Raw genomic sequence first — 19,133 nt, 5'->3', positions numbered from 1 at the left:
CCAGCAATGACTGACAACGCAGCACTCAAGGCCCTCGCCGACAACGGCGTCTCCGTGTGGCTCGACGACCTCTCCCGCGAGCGGATCGAGACCGGCAACCTCCAGGAGCTCATCGACACCAAGGGGGTCGTCGGGGTCACCACGAACCCCTCCATCTTCCAGGCCGCCCTCGCCAAGGGCGAGCGGTACGACGCCGATCTGCGCACGTACGCCGCCGAGGGGAAGACGGTCGACGAGACCGTGTTCGGGCTGACCACCGAGGACGTCCGCAACGCGTGCGACATCCTGCGCCCGCTGTACGACTCCACCAACGGCGTCGACGGTCGTGTGTCGATCGAGGTCGACCCGCGACTGGCCCACGAGACCGCCAAGACGGTCACCCAGGCCAAGGAGCTCTACGCCGCCGTGGACCGCCCCAACGTCCTCATCAAGATCCCGGCCACCGTCGAGGGGCTGCCCGCCATCTCCCAGACGCTGGCCGAGGGCATCAGCGTCAACGTCACGTTGATCTTCTCGCTCGACCGCTACCGCGGCGTGATGAACGCCTTCCTCACCGGGCTCGAGCAGGCGCGTGAAGGCGGCAAGGACCTGTCCCAGATCCACTCGGTCGCGTCCTTCTTCGTGTCGCGCGTGGACACCGAGGTGGACAAGCGGCTCGACGCCATCGGCACCGACGAGGCCAAGGGCCTCAAGGGCAAGGCCGCGGTCGCCAACGCCCGCCTCGCGTACCAGGCCTTCGAGGAGGTCTTCGCGACGCCGCGCTGGAAGAACCTCGCCGACGACGGCGCGAACGCGCAGCGCCCGCTGTGGGCCTCGACCGGCGTGAAGGACCCGGTCTACTCCGACACCCTCTACGTCACCGAGCTGGTGGCGCCCAACACCGTCAACACGATGCCCGAGAAGACCCTGGACGCGGTGGTCGACCACGGCGAGGTCACCGGTGACACCGTCACCGGCACCTACCAGGACGCCGGCGGGGTGCTGGACGCCCTGGAGGGCCTGGGCATCTCCTACGCCGACGTGACCGCCCAGCTCGAGCGCGAGGGTGTCGACAAGTTCGAGGCGTCCTGGGGCGAGCTGCTCGACGAGGCCCAGTCCGACCTCGACCTTGCTCGTGCCGACGTGGAGCAGTCGGGCAAGGGCGACCAGTGAGCTCACTCGGCGTGGTGGCATCGGGCGCCGCGGCCGATGCCATCGCCACCAAGGTCGCCGACCTCGTCGAGGCCCAGTTCGCGAGCAAGCTCTTCGCCCAGGACGCCACCCTCTGGGGCCCGGAGGCGGAGTCGGAGTCGGCCATCCGTCTGTCGTGGGTCAACCTGCCCCGGTCCTCGCGGCCGTTGCTGGGTGAGATCGCGGCGCTGCGCGAGCAGCTGCGCGGCGAGGGCGTCGACCGGGTCGTCCTGTGTGGCATGGGTGGGTCGTCACTGGCCCCCGAGGTGATCTGCGCGACGGCGGGCGTCGACCTGGTCGTCCTCGACTCCTCCCAGCCGGACATGGTGAGGGACGCCATCACCGACCTGGAGCGGACCGTCGTGGTCGTCTCCAGCAAGTCGGGCTCGACGGTGGAGACGGACTCACAGCGTCGCGTCTTCCAGGCGGCGTTCGGGGAGCTGGGTATCGACCCCACGGCCCGCATCGTCATCGTCACCGACCCCGGCAGCCCGCTCGACGAGGAGTCGCGCGCGGGCGGCTACCGGGTCATCAACGCCGACCCCAACGTCGGTGGCCGCTACTCGGCACTGACCGCCTTCGGTCTGGTCCCCTCGGGGCTCGCGGGTGCCGACATCGAGGCGCTGCTCGACGACGCGGAAGCCGTTGCCGACGTGCTCAGCGCGGACGACGACGCCAACCCCGGTCTGCGCCTCGCGGCAGCGATGGCGGGCACTGATCCCCTGCGCGACAAGTTCGTCATCGTCGACGACGGGTCGGGCATCGTCGGATTCGCGGACTGGGCGGAGCAGCTCATCGCCGAGAGCACCGGCAAGCTGGGCACCGGTGTGCTGCCTGTCGTCGTCGGGGGCGACTCCGACCCCGAGGTGGCGTGGCCGGCGCCCGACGTCACCGTCGCCCGACTGGTCGGCGACTCCGACGACGACCTCACCCTGGGCGCAGATCCCGAGGGCGGGGCCGACGCCAGCCGTAGCGAGGTGGCCGTGAGCGGGCCGCTCGGCGCCCAGCTCCTCCTGTGGGAGGTCGCGACGGCCGCCGCAGGGCGCCTGCTCGGCATCAACCCGTTCGACCAGCCGGACGTGGAGAGCGCCAAGAAGGCAGCACGCGCGTTGCTGGACCAGGGCATCGGCAGCGCCGAGGCTCCCGCCGCCACTGACGGAGCGGTCGAGATCCGCTCCCTGGGCGGCGAGTGGCTCGGCGGTGCGAGCACCGTCACCGAGGCACTCACCGCGCTGTTCGACCAGCTCGACCCCGAGCGCGGTTACGTCGCCGTGATGGCCTACCTCGACCGGATCACCGACGCGGCCCTCGCGGACGTGCGGCCCGGGCTCGCACGGCATACCGAACGTCCCACGACGTTCGGGTGGGGGCCCCGGTTCCTGCACTCCACGGGTCAGTTCCACAAGGGCGGCCCGGCCACGGGCGTGTACCTCCAGATCACCACCGCACCGCACGAAGACCTGGCGATCCCCGGACGCGAGTTCACCCTCGGTGACTTCATCGCCTCCCAGGCCGCCGGGGACGCCCAGGTGCTCGTCACGCACGGTCGTCCGGTGCTGCAGCTGCACCTGACCGACCACGACACCGGGCTGGCCCAGGTCACCCGGGCGCTGACGGACCTGACCCCCTCGGAAGGCACCACCACATGACCCCAACGCGGGTGACGCAGGACAGCAACCCCCTGCGCGATCCTCGTGACAAGCGACTCCCCCGTATCGCCGGCCCCTGCGGCCTGGTCCTCTTCGGTGTCACCGGGGACCTGGCCCGCAAGAAGCTCATGCCGGCGATCTACGACCTGGCCAACCGTGGGCTGCTCCCACCGGGCTTCTCGCTGGTCGGGTTCGCGCGTCGAGACTGGGCGGACCAGGACTTCGGCAAGATCGTCTACGACGCGGTCAAGCAGCACGCCCGCACACCGTTTCGGGAGAGCGTCTGGCGCAACCTGGCAGAGGGATTTCGTTTCGTGCCAGGCACTTTCGATGACCCGACGTCGTTCGACCTGCTCTCCGAGACGGTCAAGAACCTCGAGCACGAGCGCGGCACGGGTGGCAACATCGCGTTCTACCTGTCGATCCCGCCGTCGTCGTTCTCCGTCGTCTGCGAACAGCTCGAGCGGTCCGGGCTGAGCAAGCCCTCGGCGGACGCGTGGCGTCGCGTGGTCATCGAGAAGCCGTTCGGCCACGACCTCACGAGCGCCCGCGAGCTCAACGACATCGTCGAGGGCGTCTTCCCGCCCGACGCGGTCTTCCGCATCGACCACTACCTCGGCAAGGAGACCGTCCAGAACCTGCTGGCGCTGCGTTTCGCCAACCAGATGTTCGAACCGGTCTGGAACGCCAACTACGTCGACCACGTGCAGATCACCATGGCCGAGGACATCGGCATCGGCGGGCGAGCCGGGTACTACGACGGCATCGGCGCCGCCCGCGACGTCATCCAGAACCACCTGCTGCAGCTCCTCGCCCTCACGGCGATGGAGGAGCCGGTCTCGTTCGCCGCAGAGCACCTCCGCGCCGAGAAGGAGAAGGTCCTCTCCGCCGTGCGACACCCCAAGGACCTCGGCAAGTCCACGGCCCGCGGCCAGTACGCCGCCGGGTGGCAGGGCGGTGAGCAGGTCATCGGCTACCTCGACGAGGACGGCGTCGCCAAGGACTCGCACACCGAGACGTATGCCGCTATGAAGCTCGAGATCGACTCGCGGCGTTGGGCCGGCGTCCCGTTCTACCTGCGCACCGGCAAGCGGCTCGGCAAGCGGGTCACCGAGATCGCGGTCGTCTTCAAGAAGGCGCCGCACCTGCCGTTCAACGACACCGCGACCGAGGAGCTCGGCCAGAACGCCATCGTCATCCGCGTCCAGCCCGACGAGGGCATCACGATGCGGTTCGGCGCCAAGGTGCCTGGGGCGCAGATGGAGGTGCGCGACGTGACCATGGACTTCGGCTACGGCCGCGCCTTCACCGAGTCCAGCCCGGAGGCCTACGAGCGCCTCATCCTCGACGTCCTGCTCGGGGACCCGCCACTGTTCCCGCGGCACGAGGAGGTCGAGCTCTCCTGGGAGATTCTCGACCCGGTGGAGGCCTACTGGGCCAAGCAGCGGGCCGAGGTCGAGCCCTACGTCGCTGGTGGCTGGGGTCCGGCCACCGCCGACGAGATGATGCGCCGTGACGGCCGCGTCTGGAGGATGYCATGAGCACCCCACTCAGTTCTCCCCCGCTGCGCTCCTCCGATACTTCGCAGGGACCCCGCTCGACCACCCCACTCAGTTCTCCGCTCGTCCCTCGCTCCGATACTGATCGGGGACCCCGGTGATCGTCGACCTGCCCAGCACCAGCACCGTGGCGATCAGCAAGAAGCTGGTCGCGCTGCGCCAGGACACCGGGGCGATGGCCCTGGGTCGCGTTCTCACCTTGCTGATCGTCGTCGACGAGCAGGATGCCGAGGAGGCCATCCAGGCCGCCAACGACGCCAGCCGTCAGCACCCGTGCCGGATCATCGCCGTCGTCATCGGCAACAAGCGTGGCCAGTCACGCATCGACGCCCAGATCCGCGTGGGCGGCGACGCGGGAGCAAGCGAGGTCGTGGTGCTCCGGCTCTACGGCGCCCTGACCGAGCACGGGCGCAGCGTCGTGATCCCTCTGCTGCTTCCCGACTCCCCCGTCGTGGCCTGGTGGCCCACCGATGCCCCCACGCACCTGGCGCAGGACCCGATCGGTTCGATGGCCCAGCGTCGCATCACCGATGCCGCCGAGGCCAAGCACCCGCGCTCCGCGCTCCAGGCACGGGCCGGCACCTACACCAGGGGCGACACCGACCTCGCGTGGACGCGCGTCACGCTGTGGCGAGGGCTGCTCGCCGCCGCCATGGACCAGCCGCCGTTCGAGCCGGTGACCGAGGCGACCGTCACCGGCGGCTCGGACTCCCCGTCGACCGACCTGCTGGCCGCCTGGCTCGCCCAGACGCTGCGCTGTCCGGTCCGCCGGGCTCGCTCGCGTTCGGGCACCGGCATGGTCAGCGTCCGGCTCGAGCGGCGCAGCGGCGCCATCGACCTGGTTCGACCCGACGGCGCCATCGCCACGCTGAGCCAGCCCGGGCAACCCGTCCGTCGCATCTCGCTGGCCCGCCGGGCCACCGCCGAGTGCCTCGCCGACGAGCTGCGACGGCTCGACCCCGACGAGATCTACGAGGAGGCGATCCGCAGCGGGCTCGCGCGGATCGGCACCAAGACGGTCACCGCCAGCGAAGCCGTCCGCGAGGGTGAGGCGCCCTCGGTGAAGGAGGCCGAGCGCGAGGCACGCAGGATCGCCCGCGCCAGCGCGAAGACGGCCAGCTCGGAGATGGTCCAGGCTGCGACGCCTCCCGCGGCGGCGGACACCGCCGTCGTCAAGAAGGCAGCCGCCCGCAAGCTCGCCAAGACCACGTCGACCGACACCCCGGCCAGGGCCAAGGCGGCGAAGACGCCGGCCCGCGCGGCCGCCACGCAGGTGAAGGGTGCAGCGGTGAAGGGTGCAGCGGTGAAGGGTGCAGCGGTGAAGGGTGCAGCGGTGAAGGGCGGCAAGGCATGAGCGCGGCCCCGGTCGTCGTCGTCCACCCCGACAAGCAGTCGGTGGCCGACGCCGGTGCGGCGCGACTGGTCACGACCCTGCTCGACCTGCAGGCCGCGGGACGAGCCCCGCACGTGTCGCTGACCGGCGGCTCGCTCGGCTCGGCGATCATCGCCTCGATCCTCCAGGTGCCGGCCCACACGGCCGTCGACTGGTCGAGGGTCTCGGTGTGGTGGGGAGACGAGCGCTACCTGCCTGCAGGTGACGCCGACCGCAACGACACCCAGAACGACGCCGCGGGCCTCGACCGCCTCGGGCTCGACCAGGGCAACGTGCACCGCGTCGCCGGCCCCGACGCGAGCGACTCGGTCGAGGACAGCGCGGACCTGTACTCGGCAGCGGTCCGTGGCAGTGGCGGGGGCGAGTTCGACATCATGATCCTCGGCGTCGGTCCCGACGGCCACGTCGCCTCGCTCTTCCCCGGGCATCCCGCCCAGCTGAGCACCGACGCGATCGCTGTGGCCGTGCACGACTCCCCCAAGCCTCCTCCGGACCGCGTGTCACTGACCTTCGAGTGCCTCAGTCGCTCCGACCGCGTGTGGTTCCTGGTCGCCGGCGCGGACAAAGCGGAGGCTGTCCGCAACGGAGTCGAGGGGGCTGGGCCCGAGCTGTCCAGCGCGGCGCAGGTGCGCGGCATACGCGAGACGATCTGGCTGGTCGACGCGGATTCTGCCACCCACCTCCCCCCTGCCTGACCCATCCCCCACTTCTGGCCACTGATGGCTGGCCCATCCCCCACTTCTGGCCACTGATGGCTGGTYCGAGCCCCAGAACAGCCACCGCGTGAGCTACCGCTGGCCAGAAGTGCACTGATACGACGAAGCGCCGCCCCGGACTTCGGGGCGGCGCTTCGTGGTCGCGTTCGTCGTGAGTGGCTGCTACTGGATGAGCTTGCGCTCCCGCAGCGTGGCCAGGGCCTCGTCGAGGATCGCCTTGCCGTCGGCGTCGGAGCGACGCTCCTTCACGTAGGCCAGGTGGGTCTTGTAGGGCTCGACCTTCGGGGGTGCCGGCGGGTTGGCCTCGTCCTGACCCGCGGGGAACCCGCACCGCGGGCAGTCCCAGGTCTCGGGGACGGCCAGGCCCGGCTCCTCCGCGAAGCTCGGTCGGGTCTGGTGGCCGTTGGCGCACCAGTACGACACGAAGACGCGAGGTGCGGCCTCGCCGCGCTCGGCCTCGCCCATCGGGCCGGCGCCGACTCGGCTGCCTCGGATTGCGTTGCCACCTGCCATGTGCGGAAGGTCCTTGTCTGGGTCAGGGAGAGTCTGGTCAGGGATCTTGCGTCAGGAACGTGCGGTCAGAAGGTGTTCGGGTCGAGCTGTCGTGCAGGCGCTCAGGCGGAGAACCGGTCGATGAGACCGATCCCCACGATGCACGCGAACCAGATGACTCCGACGGCCACGGTGAACCGGTCGAGGTTGCGCTCTGCCACCGAGGACGACCCCAGCGAGGTGGACATGCCGCCACCGAACATGTCGGACAGACCGCCGCCCTTGCCCTTGTGGAGCAGGACCAGCAGCGTCAGGAACAGACCACCGATGACCAGCAGGACCTGCAGGCCAATACGTACGGCTTCCACGGAGCACCCATCTCGAGTCGACGTCAGTTGGTGCTGCCGAAAGGCAGCAAGGTTCAGGATACCTGCTGGCCGCTCAGGCAGTGGCCAGGTGGTCGCGGTAGCGGCAGATGGAGGCGAACTCGGCCGGGTCGATCGACGCGCCACCCACGAGCGCACCGTCGACGTCCTCCTGGGACATGATGGCCGCGACGTTGTTGGCCTTCACCGATCCGCCGTACAGCACGCGCACACCGTCGGCCAGGTCGCCGGAGTACAGCTCGGCCAGCTTGGTGCGGATCGCGGCGCAGACCTCCTGCGCATCCTGCGGCGTGGCGACCTCGCCGGTGCCGATGGCCCACACCGGCTCGTAGGCGATGACGATCGTCTTGGCCTGTTCGGCCGTGACGTCGGCCAGACCCGCTTCGAGCTGCATGAGCACGTGCGGGAGGTGGGTCCCCTCCTGGCGCACCTCGAGGTGCTCGCCGACGCAGAAGATGGGGGTCAGGCCATGCCGGTACGCAGCCTTGACCTTGGCGTTGACGATGTCCTCGGACTCCTGGTGGTACTCCCGCCGCTCACTGTGGCCGGCCAGCACGTAGGTGCAGCCGAGCTTGGCGAGGAAGGCACCGGAGATCTCGCCGGTGTAGGCCCCGGAGTCGTGCTTCGAGAGGTCCTGCGCCCCGAAGACCAGCTGGAGCCGGTCGCCGTCGATGAGGGTCTGCACGGAGCGCAGGTCGGTGAACGGCGGCAGCACCGCCACCTCGACGGCCGCGTAGTCGTGCCGGCCGTCACGCAGGGTCCAGTCGAGCTTCTGCACCAGGTGGGTGGCCTGCAGGTGGTCGAGGTTCATCTTCCAGTTGCCGGCCATGAGGGGCGTGCGTCCGGAGGTCTTCGCTGCCATCAGGTTTGCGTCCTAGGGGTATGCCGGTGGGCCGGGCTGGGAGCCCGGCCCACCGAAGGGTGTTGGTCGGTGCTGGGTCAGGCGGTGGACTCGTCGAGCACGGTGAGACCCGGGAGCTCCTTGCCCTCGAGGTACTCCAGGCTCGCTCCACCGCCGGTCGAGATGTGGCCGAACTGGTCGTCGTCGAAGCCGAGCTGGCGCACCGCCGCCGCGGAGTCGCCGCCACCGATGACGGTGAGCGCGCCCTTCTCGGTCGCCTCGACGAGGGCCTTGGCCACGGCAGCCGTGCCCGCGGCATACGGCTCCATCTCGAACGCACCCATCGGGCCGTTCCAGAAGACCGTCTTGCAGTCCTTGAGCTTCTCGGCGAACAGCACCCCGGACTCGGGCCCGATGTCGAGCCCCATCCGGTCGGCGGGGATCGCACCGGCAGGCACCACGTCGCGCTCGGCGTCGGCAGAGAACTCGGTGGCGGCGACGATGTCGACGGGCAGGACGATCTCGACGCCCCGCTCCCTGGCCTGCTCGAGGTAGCCCTTGACCTGTTCGAGCTGGTCGGCCTCGAGGAGGCTGTTGCCCACCTCGTAGTCCTGGGCGGCCAGGAAGGTGAAGACCATGCCGCCGCCGATGAGGAGGCGGTCGGCGGTCTGGAGCAGGTTGTCGATGACGCCGAGCTTGTCGGAGACCTTCGCACCACCCAGCACCACGGCATAGGGACGCTCCGGGTCCTCGGTCAGGCGCTTGAGGACGCCGACCTCCGTCTCGACGAGCCCGCCCACGGCCGACGGCAGCAGCCGCGCGACGTCGTAGACGCTGGCCTGCTTGCGGTGCACGACGCCGAAACCGTCGGAGACGAACAGGTCGGCCAGCCCGGCGAGCTGGCCGGCGAACTCGGCGCGCTCGTCGTCGGTCTTGGCCGTCTCGCCCGGGTTGAACCGGAGGTTCTCCAGCAGCACGACGTCGCCGTCCTGCGCCGCCTCGACCGCGGACGTGGCACTGTCGCCCACGGTGTCCGTGGCGAACGTGACGTCGCGGCCGAGGACCTCGCCGAGGCGGGCCGCCACCGGCGCCAGCGAGTACTTGTCCTCGGGCGCGCCCTTGGGCCGACCGAGGTGGGCGCACACGATGACGCGGGCGCCGGCCTCGGACAGTGCCTGGATCGTCGGCGCCGACGCGCGGATGCGCCCGTCGTCGGTGATGGTCGTCCCGTCCAGGGGCACGTTGAGGTCGGACCGGACGAGGACGCGCTTGCCGCGCAGGTCGCCCAGCTCGGAGATCGAGTGCATTACAGGTGGCTCCGCATCGTCGGCTCGGCTCCGGTCGCTCAGAGCGACTGGCCGACGAGGGCGACGAGGTCGACGAGGCGGTTGGAGTAGCCCCACTCGTTGTCGTACCAGCCGATGACCTTGACCTGGTTGCCGATCACCTTGGTGAGACCGGCGTCGAAGATGCACGAGGCCGGGTCGCTCTCGATGTCCTTGGACACGATCGGGTCCTCGGTGTAGACGAGGATGCCCTTCAGGGGGCCCTCGGCAGCGGCCTTGACCGCGGCGTTGACCTCCTCGGCGGTGGTCTCGCGGCCGGCCTCGAAGGTGAGGTCCGTGGCCGAGCCGGTGGCGATCGGGACGCGCAGGGCGAACCCGTCGAGCTTGCCCTTGAGCTCGGGCAGCACCAGGCCGATGGCCTTGGCGGCACCGGTCGAGGTCGGCACGATGTTGAGGGCGGCGGCGCGGGCGCGACGCAGGTCCTTGTGCGGGGCGTCCTGGAGGTTCTGGTCCTGGGTGTAGGCGTGGATGGTCGTCATCAGGCCCTTGACGATGCCGAACTCGTCGTGGAGGACCTTGGCCATCGGGCCGAGGCAGTTGGTCGTGCACGACGCGTTGGAGATGATCGTGTGCTTGGCCGCGTCGTACTGGTCGTCGTTGACACCCATCACGATCGTGATGTCCTCGTTGGAGGCGGGCGCCGAGATGATGACCTTCTTGGCGCCACCGTCGATGTGCGCGGTCGCCTTGGTGGCGTCGGTGAAGAACCCGGTGGACTCGACGACGATGTCGGCGCCGACGGCGGCCCAGTCGATCTTGGCCGGGTCGCGCTCCTCGAACACCCGGAAGGTCTTGCCACCGGCAGTGATCGAGGTGTCGTCGTAGGTCACCTCACCGGGGAAGCGGCCGAGGATCGAGTCGTACTTGAGCAGGTGGGCCAGCGTCTTGTTGTCCATCAGGTCGTTGGTGGCCACGACCTCGATGTCGGCTCCCGACGCCTCGATGGCGCGGAAGAAGTTGCGGCCGATGCGGCCGAAGCCGTTGATACCTACGCGAACAGTCACGATGCCAAGTCCTTCTCAGATGGGGACGGTATGCCGCGTGGCGCGGCGCGGAATTGCTCGGCCCCGAGCCTAGCGAGCAGGGCCGTCGGGAGTCACGGCGGTCCGGCGTACGGGCCGGTAACGTGGCAGCTCCGGGGTCGCGCGTGGCGGGCGCCCCAGGTCGGGCACGGCGGCATACGGGCCGAGGTCAGTAGTCGCCACCGAAGAGGTCGCGCGTGTAGACCTTGTCGGCCACGGGTTCGAGCTCCGCCACCATCCGGTTGGCGACGATGACGTCGGACACCTCGGTGAACTCGGCGAGGTCACGGATCACCCGCGAGCCGAAGAAGTGGTCATCGGCCAGCGCCGGCTCGTAGACGACGACCTGCACGCCCTTGGCCTTGATCCGCTTCATGATCCCCTGGACGCTGCTCGACCGGAAGTTGTCGGAGCCGGACTTCATGATCAGGCGGTGGATGCCGACGATGCGGGGGTGGCGCCGCAGGATGTCGGTCGCCACGAAGTCCTTGCGGGTCGTGTTCGCCGTGACGATCGCCTCGATGAGCGACTGGGGCACGTTCTGGTAGTTGGCGAGCAGCTGCTTGGTGTCCTTGGGCAGGCAGTACCCGCCGTAGCCGAACGACGGGTTGTTGTAGCCCGGGCCGATTCTCGGGTCGAGCCCGACTCCCTCGATGATCTGGCGCGGGTCGAGTCCGTGGGTCACCGCGAAGGTGTCGAGCTCGTTGAAGAAGGCGACGCGCATGGCGAGGTAGGTGTTGGCGAACAGCTTCACGGCCTCGGCCTCGGTGCTGTCGGTGAGGAGCACGGGGACGTCCGGCTCCTCGGAGCCCTCCCGCAGCAGGTCGGCGAACACGCGTCCGCGGTCACTGCGCTCGCCCACGACGATCCGGGAGGGGTGCAGGCTGTCCCACAGGGCCTTGCCCTCCCGGAGGAACTCGGGGCTGAACAGGAGGTTGTCCGTGCCCAGTCGCCGCGACAGTCCCTCGGTGAAGCCGACCGGCACCGTGGACTTGACCACCATCACTGCGGCGGGGTTGGCGGCCACCACGTCGGCGGCAACCTTCTCCACCGAGGAGGTGTCGAAGTAGTTGGTCACCGGGTCGTAGTCGGTCGGTGTCGCGATGATCACGAACTCCGCGCCGGCGTAGGCCGTCGCCGAGTCGGTCGTGAAGGTCAGGGTCAGCTCGTGGTGGGCGAGGAACGTCTCGATCTCCGGGTCCGCGATCGGGCTGCGTCCCGAGCTCAGCAGGTCGACGCGGTCGGCATCGATGTCGAGGGCCACGACCTCGTGCCGCTGGCCGAGCAGGACCGCCATGGAGAGCCCGACGTAGCCGGTGCCGACGACCGCGATCCTGGTCATGCGCTGTCCTCGCTCCGGGTCCTGCCCTGACTCGCCTCGGTCATGGGTCGGTCAGGCGTCCAGCATGTCGGGCGTGAGGTTGGCCTCGGTGCCCGGGATGCCGAGATCCTGTGCCCGCTTGTCGGCCATCGCCAGCAGGCGCCGGATCCGCCCCGCCACGGCGTCCTTGGTCATCGGTGGCTGGGCGAGCTGGCCGAGCTCCTCGAGCGACGCCTGCTTGTGCTCAAGCCGCAGCGCGCCCGCCTCCTTGAGGTGGTCGGGGATCTCGTCGCCGAGGATCTCCATGGCACGGTGCACCCTGGCACCGGCGGCGACCGCGGCGCGCGCCGAGCGCCGGAGGTTGGCGTCGTCGAAGTTGGCCAGCCGGTTGGCCGTGGCGCGGACCTCACGGCGCATCCGCCGCTCCTCCCACGCCATGACCGCGTCGTGTGCGCCGAGGCGGGTGAGCATCGCCCCGATGGCATCGCCGTCGCGGATGACGACCCGGTCGACGCCGCGCACCTCGCGCGCCTTGGCCTGGATGCCGAGGCGGCGAGCCGCTCCCACGAGGGCGAGGGCTGCCTCCGGTCCGGGGCAGGTGACCTCCAGGGCGGAGGACCGGCCGGGCTCGGTGAGCGAGCCGTGGGCGATGAACGCACCGCGCCAGGCTGCCTCGGCGTCACAGGCGGAGGCGCTGACCACCTTGGGCGGCAGCCCTCGCACCGGACGCCCACGGGCGTCGATCAGCCCGGTCTGCCGGGCCAGGGCCTCGCCGTCCTGGACCACCCGGACGACGTAGCGGCTGCCCTTGCGCAGACCGCCGGCCGCGAGGACCAGGACCTCCGAGGGGTGGCCGTAGAGGTCGCTGATGTTCTTGCGGAGCCGCCGCGCGGCGTTGGCCGTGTCGAGCTCGGCCTCGACGACGATCCGTCCCCCCACGATGTGCAGGCCGCCCGCGAACCGCAGCGTTGCGGCCACCTCGGACTTGCGGCAACAGGGCTTCGTGACGTCGAGTCTGCTGAGCTCGTCCTTGACCCGCGCCGTCATCGCCATTGGTTCATCCTGCCATCTCGCCGTCGTGCACTGGTGGGCTCTGGTCCCATGCTCTGCTGTCTCCCCTGGTTCGCCGGCGCCGACCGGCGCTGACGTGGTCTCGCGTCAGACTCAACCATGTCCGCCCTCAGCCGAACAGGTCGCGGTATGCCGCGGCCAACCGGAGCGAGTCATGGTGCCCCGGTGCGCCGCGTTGCGCCACCGGTGCAAGGACCAGCTCCGCCCCGAGCCGCGCGGCGGCCGACCGCAATCCTGCCTCATCATCGACGGCGCCGGGATCGGCCAGGACAGCGTCCAGCCTCATCCGCGGCGCGTGGTCGACCAGGGCCTCCACCTGGCGAGCGGCCGTGAACCCCGCCGTCTCTCCGGAGTGCTCCAGGTTGAGGGTGAGCAGCCGCCGGGCGGTCGTGTCGTGCAGCGCGTCGCGCAGGGCCGGCACCATGAGGTGCGGCATCACCGAGGTGAACCACGACCCCGGCCCGAGGATCACCCAGTCGGCCTCGCGCACCGCCGCAACCGTCTCCGGGGCCGAAGGCGGGTCGGCCGGCTCGAGGGCGATGCTGAGAACGGTCCCCCTGGTCGTGGCGACCGCCACCTGGCCCCGCAGCGTCGAGAGGGCCAGCGGATCGCCGGGGTCCAGACCCCGCACGCGAGCGGTGATCTCGAGGGGCACGGCTGCCATGGGCAGCACCCGGCCCCTCGCGTTGAGCAGTCGCCCGACGAGGTCGAGCCCGATGACCGGGTCGTGGTGCAGGTCCCACAGAGCGGTGATGAGCAGGTTGCCAAGGGCGTGGCCGCCCAACTGGCCGTCGCCCCGGAACCGGTGCTGGAGGACGTCACGCCAGGTGTGTCCCCACTCGGTGTCGTCGCAGAGGGCGGTCAGGGCCATCCGCAGGTCGCCGGGTGGCAGCACGTCGAACTCGTCGCGGAGCCGCCCGGAGGACCCGCCGTTGTCCGCGACGGTGACGACGGCGGTGATGTCGTCACAGACCAGCTTGAGTGCCTCGAGCGAGGCGGCGAGGCCGTGCCCACCACCGAGAGCGACGACCGCGGGGCCGGTCATTCCTGACCCAGGTCGCGGTGGACCACGAACGTCGCGATGTCCTCGCTGCTGAGCCGCGACCGCAGCGCCTCGGCCACGGCGACCGAGCGGTGCTTGCCGCCGGTGCAGCCCACCGCGACGGTGACGTAGCGCCGACCCTCGCGGATGTAGCCCTCCGTCACCGGGTCCATGAGGGCGACCACCCGGTCGACGAACTCGGGTGCCCCCTCCTGAGCCATGACGAACTCGGCCACGGGCGCGTCCTGCCCGGTGAAGTTGCGCAGCTCGGGGATCCAGAACGGGTTCGGCAGGAACCGCATGTCGAAGACGAAGTCGGCGTCGAGCGGCACGCCGTACTTGAAGCCGAACGACATGACCGCGATGCGGACCTTGTGGCCGATGTCGCCGGAGAACACCGGATGGACCTTCTTGGCGAGCTGGTGGACGTTCAGGCCGGACGTGTCGATGACGACGTCGGCGCGCGCCCGCAGGTCGGCCATCATCGCTCGCTCGCGGGTGATGCCGTCCAGCAGCCGACCCTCGCCCTGGAGTGGGTGCGGTCGGCGCACCGACTCGAACCGGCGCACGATCGCCTCGTCCGTGGCGTCGAGGAAGACCAGGTTGGGTCGCCAGCCGCGCTCGCGCAGCTCGTCGAGCGCCGTCTGGAGGTGGTCGAAGAAGCCGCGGGCCCGGACATCCACCACGGCAGCGAGGCGCGGCAGGCCGGCCCGGCGCGGCGCCTCGTTGGCGAGGTCGGCCAACGAGACCAGCAGGTGCGGCGGCAGGTTGTCGACGACGTACCAGCCGGAGTCCTCGAGCACGTTGGCGGTCGTCGACCGCCCGGCGCCGCTCATGCCGGTCACGATCACGAGCTCGGCGGGGTCGCGCCCGTCGCCGGAGTCGGCGACGTCGGGGGCTCCTGCGTCGGGGGCTCCTGCGTCCGGGGCTCCTGCGTCCGGGGCTCCTGCGTCCGGCCCAGCTGCCTCCGGTGCCGCGCGGTCCTCGTCGGTCATCCCTGCCCCGTCTCCTCGCTCATCGCGCTCAGTCACCGTCGAGGATCTCTCCGGTCATCAGGTTGACGGCGGGCGCGGCGGTGTCTGCGGTGGCCAACTCTGCCGCAATCGTGGCTGCCAGCGCAGGTCCGATGCCGGAAACTTCCTGCAGTTCCTCGGCCGTGGCCGCGCGAACCTTCTTCACCGAGCCGAAATGGCGCAGCAGGGCCTTGCGTCGCGTCTCCCCCAGCCCCGGCACTCCGTCAAGGACACTGGTGGTCATCGCCTTGGAGCGGCGCTGGCGGTGGAAGGTGATGGCAAAGCGGTGCGCCTCGTCGCGGACCCGCTGCAGCAGGTAGAGGCCCTCGCTGGTGCGCGGCAGGATCACGGGGTAGTCCTGGCCCGGCACCCAGACCTCCTCGAGCCGTTTGGCGAGCCCGACGACGGCGACATCGTCGATGCCCAGGGCCGTCAGGGCCGACTGCGCCGCGTTGACCTGGGGCAGGCCGCCGTCGACGACGACGAGGTTGGGCGGGTAGGCGAACTTCTTCGGCTTGCCGGTGTCGGGGTCGATCCGCTCGGGGCCGCTCTCGGGATCAGGCCCGAGCTCGACGTCGGTGGCCTGGTCGCGCTCCTCGAGGTAGCGCTGGAACCGCCGGGTCAGCACCTCGTCCATCGCCGCGGTGTCGTCCACCTGCTCGCCCCGGATGACGAACCGGCGGTACTCGGACTTGCGGGCCAGCCCGTCCTCGAAGACGACCATCGACCCGACGACCTGGGAGCCCTGGATGTGGCTGATGTCGTAGCACTCCACGCGCAGCGGTGCGTCGGCCAGGTCGAGGCTGGTCTGCAGCTCCTGCAGGGCCTGGCTGCGCGCCGTGAGGTCCCCCGCGCGGGCGAGCTTGTGCCTGGCGAGCGACTGCTTCGCGTTGCGGTGCACGGTCTCGAGCAGGGTGCGCTTGTCGCCGCGCTGGGGCACCCGCAGGTCGACCAATGCACCGCGCAGCGACCCGAGCCAGATCGCGACGGCATCGGGGTCCTCCGGCAGGACCGGCACGAGCACCTCGCGCGGCACGCTGTCACCCGACTCCCCTCCGTAGACCTGCTGGAGGAGGTGGCCGACGATCTCGGGGACCGACTCGTCGTCCATCTCGGCGACCCAGCCCCGCTGCCCGCGCACCCGCCCGCCGCGCACGTGGAACACCTGGACGGCGATCTCGAGCCCGTCGTGCTCGAGGGCGAAGACATCGGCGTCGGTGCCGTCGCCGAGGACGATGGCGGACTTCTCCAGCGCCTTGCCGAGCGCCACGAGGTCGTCGCGCATCCGGGCTGCCTGCTCGAACTCCAAGGACTTCGAGGCGGCCGCCATGTCGCGCTCGAGCCGCTTGACGAACCGCGTGGTGTTGCCCGCCATGAAGTCGCAGAAGTCCTCGGCGATCGCGCGGTGCTCCTCGGGACTGACCCTGCCCACGCACGGCGCGGAGCACTTGTCGATGTAGCCCAGCAGACACGGACGGCCCACCTGTCCGGCCCGCTTGAACACCCCTGAGGAGCAGGTGCGGACCGGGAACACCCGCAACAGCAGGTCGAGCGTCTCGCGGATGGCCCACGCATGGGCGTAGGGCCCGAAGTAGCGGGTGCCCTTGCGCTTGGCCCCGCGCATCACCTGTGCGCGCGGGAACTCCTCGCCGAGCGTCACCGCGAGGTAGGGGTAGGACTTGTCGTCGCGGTACTTGACGTTGAACCGCGGGTCGTACTCCTTGATCCAGGAGTACTCGAGCTGCAGGGCCTCGACCTCGGTGGAGACCACGGTCCACTCGACGCTCGCGGCCGTGGTGACCATGGTGGCCGTGCGCGGGTGCAGCTGGGCCACGTCCTGGAAGTACGACGACAGCCGCGGCCGCAGCGACTTGGCCTTGCCGACGTAGATGACGCGCTTGGCGGCGTCCCGGAACCGGTAGACGCCCGGGTCGACCGGGATCTCCCCCGGCGCCGGACGGTAGGTCGACGGGTCAGCCACGACTCCACTCTATGGAGRCCGACCGACGGTGCGTCCCGCGGGAGCCCCGCTCCCCGCGGGAGTCGAGGTATGCCGCATCGTGACCACGCGGCATACCTCCCCCCGCGCTTCTGGTGGGGACGGTCAGGTGACCGTGATCCCGTCGCCGCTCACAGCCACGGACTTCTCCGGGAGCGGCTTGGTGGCCGGCCCCTTCTTCACGGCGCCGGTCGTGATGTCGAACTCGCTGAGGTGGCAGGCGCTGCACTTGATCACCCCGTCGGCGACCTCGGCGAGGATGCACATCTGGTGGGTGCACACGGCGCTGAAGGCCTTGAACTCCCCGGCGGTGGGCTGGGTCACCACGACCTTCTGGTCGGCGAAGACCTTGCCTCCCCCCACCGGGATCGTCGCCTTCGAGATCGCGTCCTTGACGGCGCTGGTCGCGGCGTCCTTCGCCGAGCTGGTGGCGCTGCTCGCTGCGTCCTCGGCGGCACCGCAGCCGGCCAGGGCGGTGACGCCGACGCCGACGAGGCCCGCGGACGCCAGGACGGTGCGCCGCGAGGGGCCTGTGGGCGGGTGGTCTTCAGGGGTGGTCATGCGCGCGCCTTTCGGTGGAGGTGCCCCCTCAGGGGGGGACTGACCAGGTGGCCCGAGGATGCAGGCCGGACATGGGTGGGACCTGTGTGGAACATGGGTATGACGTAGGACGCTGCCATGGCGTTCAGGCCACCCGCCACGGGGCGGTGATAACGACACGGTCACGCATGGGGTCGATGTGCTGCCACGCAGGGGGAACAGCGGCATAGTCTGCACACACCCCAACCGGGGTGACCCGTGGGCGCAGTACGGCCCGCGAGCACCCAATGACTTCAGGAGGAGTCTTGCGTTCCGTGTTCAAGATTGGCGCGCCACTCGTGGCCGCTGCCCTCGCGCTGACTGCCTGTGGTGGAACCACCGGCGGCAGCACCGACGCCGGTTCCAAGGCGTGTGACCTCAAGATCGGCTTCTTCGGCGCCCTCACCGGCGACGCTGCAAACCTCGGCATCAACATCAAGAACGGCGCCGAGCTCGCCGTCAAGCAGTACAACGAGAAGAACGCCGACTGCAAGGTCGCGCTCACCTCGTTCGACAGCCAGGGCGACCCGTCCATTGCTCCCGGACTGGCCCAGAAGGCCGTCACCGACAAGAAGCTGGTCGGCATCGTCGGCCCCGCCTTCTCCGGTGAGTCCAAGGCCGCCGACCCGATCTTCGACAAGGCCGGCCTCAACATCATCTCCGCCTCGGCGACCAACCCGGCGCTGTCCGAGAACGGCTGGAAGACCTTCCACCGCATCCTCGGCAACGACGCCACCCAGGGTCCCGCCGCTGCGAAGTACATCAAGGACGTCCTGAAGGCGCAGAAGGTCTTCGTCTCCGACGACACGTCCGAGTACGGCAAGGGCCTGGGCGACATCGTCAAGAAGGACCTCGGGTCCCTCGTGGTCGGCACCGACCAGACCGCGGCCGACGGCAAGCAGGACGACTTCGCCGCCACGGTCACGAAGGCCAAGGCCTCGGGTGCAACCGCCTTCTTCTACGGCGGCTACTACTCGAACGCCAGCAAGCTGGCCAAGCAGCTGAAGGACGGTGGCTTCACCGGCACCTTCGTCGCCGGCGACGGTGTCAAGGACGATGGCTTCATCAAGGGCGCCGGTGCGGCGGCCGAGGGTGCCATCGTCACCTGCCCGTGCCTCCCCCCGGACAAGGCTCCGGAGTTCGCGGCCGCCTACAAGAAGGCGTACAACTCGGACCCGGCCACCTACTCGGCCGAGGCCTACGACGCTGCGAACGTGTTCCTCGCGGCGATCAAGGCGGGCAAGACCTCGTCGGCGGACATGACGGCGTTCATCGCGTCCTACTCCGCCCAGGGTGTCACCAAGAACGTCAAGTTCGACGCCAAGGGTGAGCCGGCTGAGGTCTCCGTGTGGGCCTACAAGGTCACCGGCGGCAAGATCGTTCCGGACCAGGAAATCAAGTAACACCACATGTAGCGGCCAGGGCTCTCGGCAACGGGGGTCCTGGCCGCTACCGTGTTCCCGTCCGGACCCGGACCCCGTCGACCTGACGCGGCGGTCCCCCACTACGGAGGTCTGATGGATCTTCTCCTGAG

General features: G+C 70.0%; 17 protein-coding genes. 6 read left to right on the top strand and 11 right to left on the bottom strand.

Annotation, left to right across the window (positions count from 1 at the left end):
* Positions 1 to 6 precede the first annotated feature (6 nt).
* The 5 genes from tal (at position 7) to pgl (ending at position 6,466) form a co-directional block, all read left to right on the top strand.
* Positions 7 to 1,152 carry a transaldolase gene (tal, locus tag AC1DVZ_RS01645; RefSeq protein ID WP_477616439.1) on the top strand — a complete coding sequence of 382 codons (1,146 nt, stop codon included), beginning with the start codon at positions 7 to 9 and terminating at the stop codon, positions 1,150 to 1,152.
* Positions 1,149 to 2,819, top strand: a complete 1,671-nt coding sequence (locus tag AC1DVZ_RS01640; RefSeq protein ID WP_477616438.1) for a glucose-6-phosphate isomerase — start codon at positions 1,149 to 1,151, stop codon at positions 2,817 to 2,819. The genes tal and AC1DVZ_RS01640 overlap by 4 nt, the downstream gene beginning before the upstream one ends.
* Positions 2,816 to 4,360, top strand: coding sequence for a glucose-6-phosphate dehydrogenase (gene zwf, locus AC1DVZ_RS01635; RefSeq protein ID WP_477616437.1), 1,545 nt, complete (start codon positions 2,816 to 2,818; stop codon positions 4,358 to 4,360). The genes AC1DVZ_RS01640 and zwf overlap by 4 nt, the downstream gene beginning before the upstream one ends.
* Before the next feature lie 115 nt (positions 4,361 to 4,475).
* Positions 4,476 to 5,732 carry a glucose-6-phosphate dehydrogenase assembly protein OpcA gene (opcA, locus tag AC1DVZ_RS01630; RefSeq protein WP_477616436.1) on the top strand — a complete coding sequence of 419 codons (1,257 nt, stop codon included), beginning with the start codon at positions 4,476 to 4,478 and terminating at the stop codon, positions 5,730 to 5,732.
* A complete protein-coding gene (gene pgl / locus AC1DVZ_RS01625; RefSeq protein WP_477616435.1) occupies positions 5,729 to 6,466 on the top strand; it encodes a 6-phosphogluconolactonase in 738 nt (245 codons plus the stop codon). The genes opcA and pgl overlap by 4 nt, the downstream gene beginning before the upstream one ends.
* 183 nt (positions 6,467 to 6,649) lie before the next feature.
* On the opposite strand, the gene AC1DVZ_RS01620 is transcribed toward pgl, so the two are convergent.
* From AC1DVZ_RS01620 to AC1DVZ_RS01570, 11 genes are all read right to left on the bottom strand, one after another.
* Positions 6,650 to 7,000 (bottom strand): RNA polymerase-binding protein RbpA, encoded by a 351-nt coding sequence (locus AC1DVZ_RS01620; RefSeq protein WP_091782702.1) that lies wholly within the window; start codon positions 6,998 to 7,000, stop codon positions 6,650 to 6,652.
* A gap of 101 nt (positions 7,001 to 7,101) precedes the next feature.
* Complete coding sequence (gene secG, locus AC1DVZ_RS01615) at positions 7,102 to 7,347, bottom strand: preprotein translocase subunit SecG (protein ID WP_477612820.1); 246 nt, start codon at positions 7,345 to 7,347, stop codon at positions 7,102 to 7,104.
* Between the two features lie 73 nt (positions 7,348 to 7,420).
* A complete protein-coding gene (tpiA, locus tag AC1DVZ_RS01610; RefSeq protein WP_477616434.1) occupies positions 7,421 to 8,227 on the bottom strand; it encodes a triose-phosphate isomerase in 807 nt (268 codons plus the stop codon).
* A gap of 77 nt (positions 8,228 to 8,304) precedes the next feature.
* Complete coding sequence (locus AC1DVZ_RS01605) at positions 8,305 to 9,513, bottom strand: phosphoglycerate kinase (protein WP_477616433.1); 1,209 nt, start codon at positions 9,511 to 9,513, stop codon at positions 8,305 to 8,307.
* Positions 9,514 to 9,551: 38 nt separating this feature from the next.
* Positions 9,552 to 10,556: a type I glyceraldehyde-3-phosphate dehydrogenase gene (gap, locus tag AC1DVZ_RS01600; RefSeq protein ID WP_477616432.1), complete on the bottom strand. Its 1,005-nt coding sequence runs from the start codon at positions 10,554 to 10,556 to the stop codon at positions 9,552 to 9,554.
* Positions 10,557 to 10,743: 187 nt separating this feature from the next.
* On the bottom strand, positions 10,744 to 11,916 hold the full coding sequence (locus AC1DVZ_RS01595) for a nucleotide sugar dehydrogenase (protein ID WP_477616431.1): 1,173 nt from the start codon (positions 11,914 to 11,916) through the stop codon (positions 10,744 to 10,746).
* A gap of 51 nt (positions 11,917 to 11,967) precedes the next feature.
* Entirely contained in the window at positions 11,968 to 12,948 is a 981-nt protein-coding gene (whiA, locus tag AC1DVZ_RS01590) for a DNA-binding protein WhiA (protein ID WP_179422770.1), read from the bottom strand.
* Between the two features lie 127 nt (positions 12,949 to 13,075).
* Entirely contained in the window at positions 13,076 to 14,011 is a 936-nt protein-coding gene (locus AC1DVZ_RS01585) for a gluconeogenesis factor YvcK family protein (RefSeq protein WP_477616430.1), read from the bottom strand.
* Positions 14,008 to 15,003: an RNase adapter RapZ gene (rapZ, locus tag AC1DVZ_RS01580; RefSeq protein ID WP_477616429.1), complete on the bottom strand. Its 996-nt coding sequence runs from the start codon at positions 15,001 to 15,003 to the stop codon at positions 14,008 to 14,010. The genes AC1DVZ_RS01585 and rapZ overlap by 4 nt, the downstream gene beginning before the upstream one ends.
* Before the next feature lie 28 nt (positions 15,004 to 15,031).
* A complete protein-coding gene (uvrC, locus tag AC1DVZ_RS01575; RefSeq protein ID WP_477616428.1) occupies positions 15,032 to 17,002 on the bottom strand; it encodes an excinuclease ABC subunit UvrC in 1,971 nt (656 codons plus the stop codon).
* A gap of 123 nt (positions 17,003 to 17,125) precedes the next feature.
* The gene (locus AC1DVZ_RS01570) at positions 17,126 to 17,581 is read right to left on the bottom strand and encodes a Rieske (2Fe-2S) protein (RefSeq protein WP_477616427.1); all 456 of its coding nucleotides are present in this window, start codon (positions 17,579 to 17,581) and stop codon (positions 17,126 to 17,128) included.
* Between the two features lie 293 nt (positions 17,582 to 17,874).
* On the opposite strand from AC1DVZ_RS01570, the gene AC1DVZ_RS01565 reads away from it, so the two are divergent.
* Positions 17,875 to 19,002, top strand: a complete 1,128-nt coding sequence (locus AC1DVZ_RS01565; RefSeq protein WP_477616426.1) for a branched-chain amino acid ABC transporter substrate-binding protein — start codon at positions 17,875 to 17,877, stop codon at positions 19,000 to 19,002.
* Positions 19,003 to 19,133 lie beyond the last annotated feature (131 nt).

It is taken from the genome of Pedococcus sp. P2_E5 (genome assembly GCF_056403895.1).
Note: the sequence above shows the minus strand (reverse complement) of the source record. Positions and strands in the feature narration are given on the sequence as shown.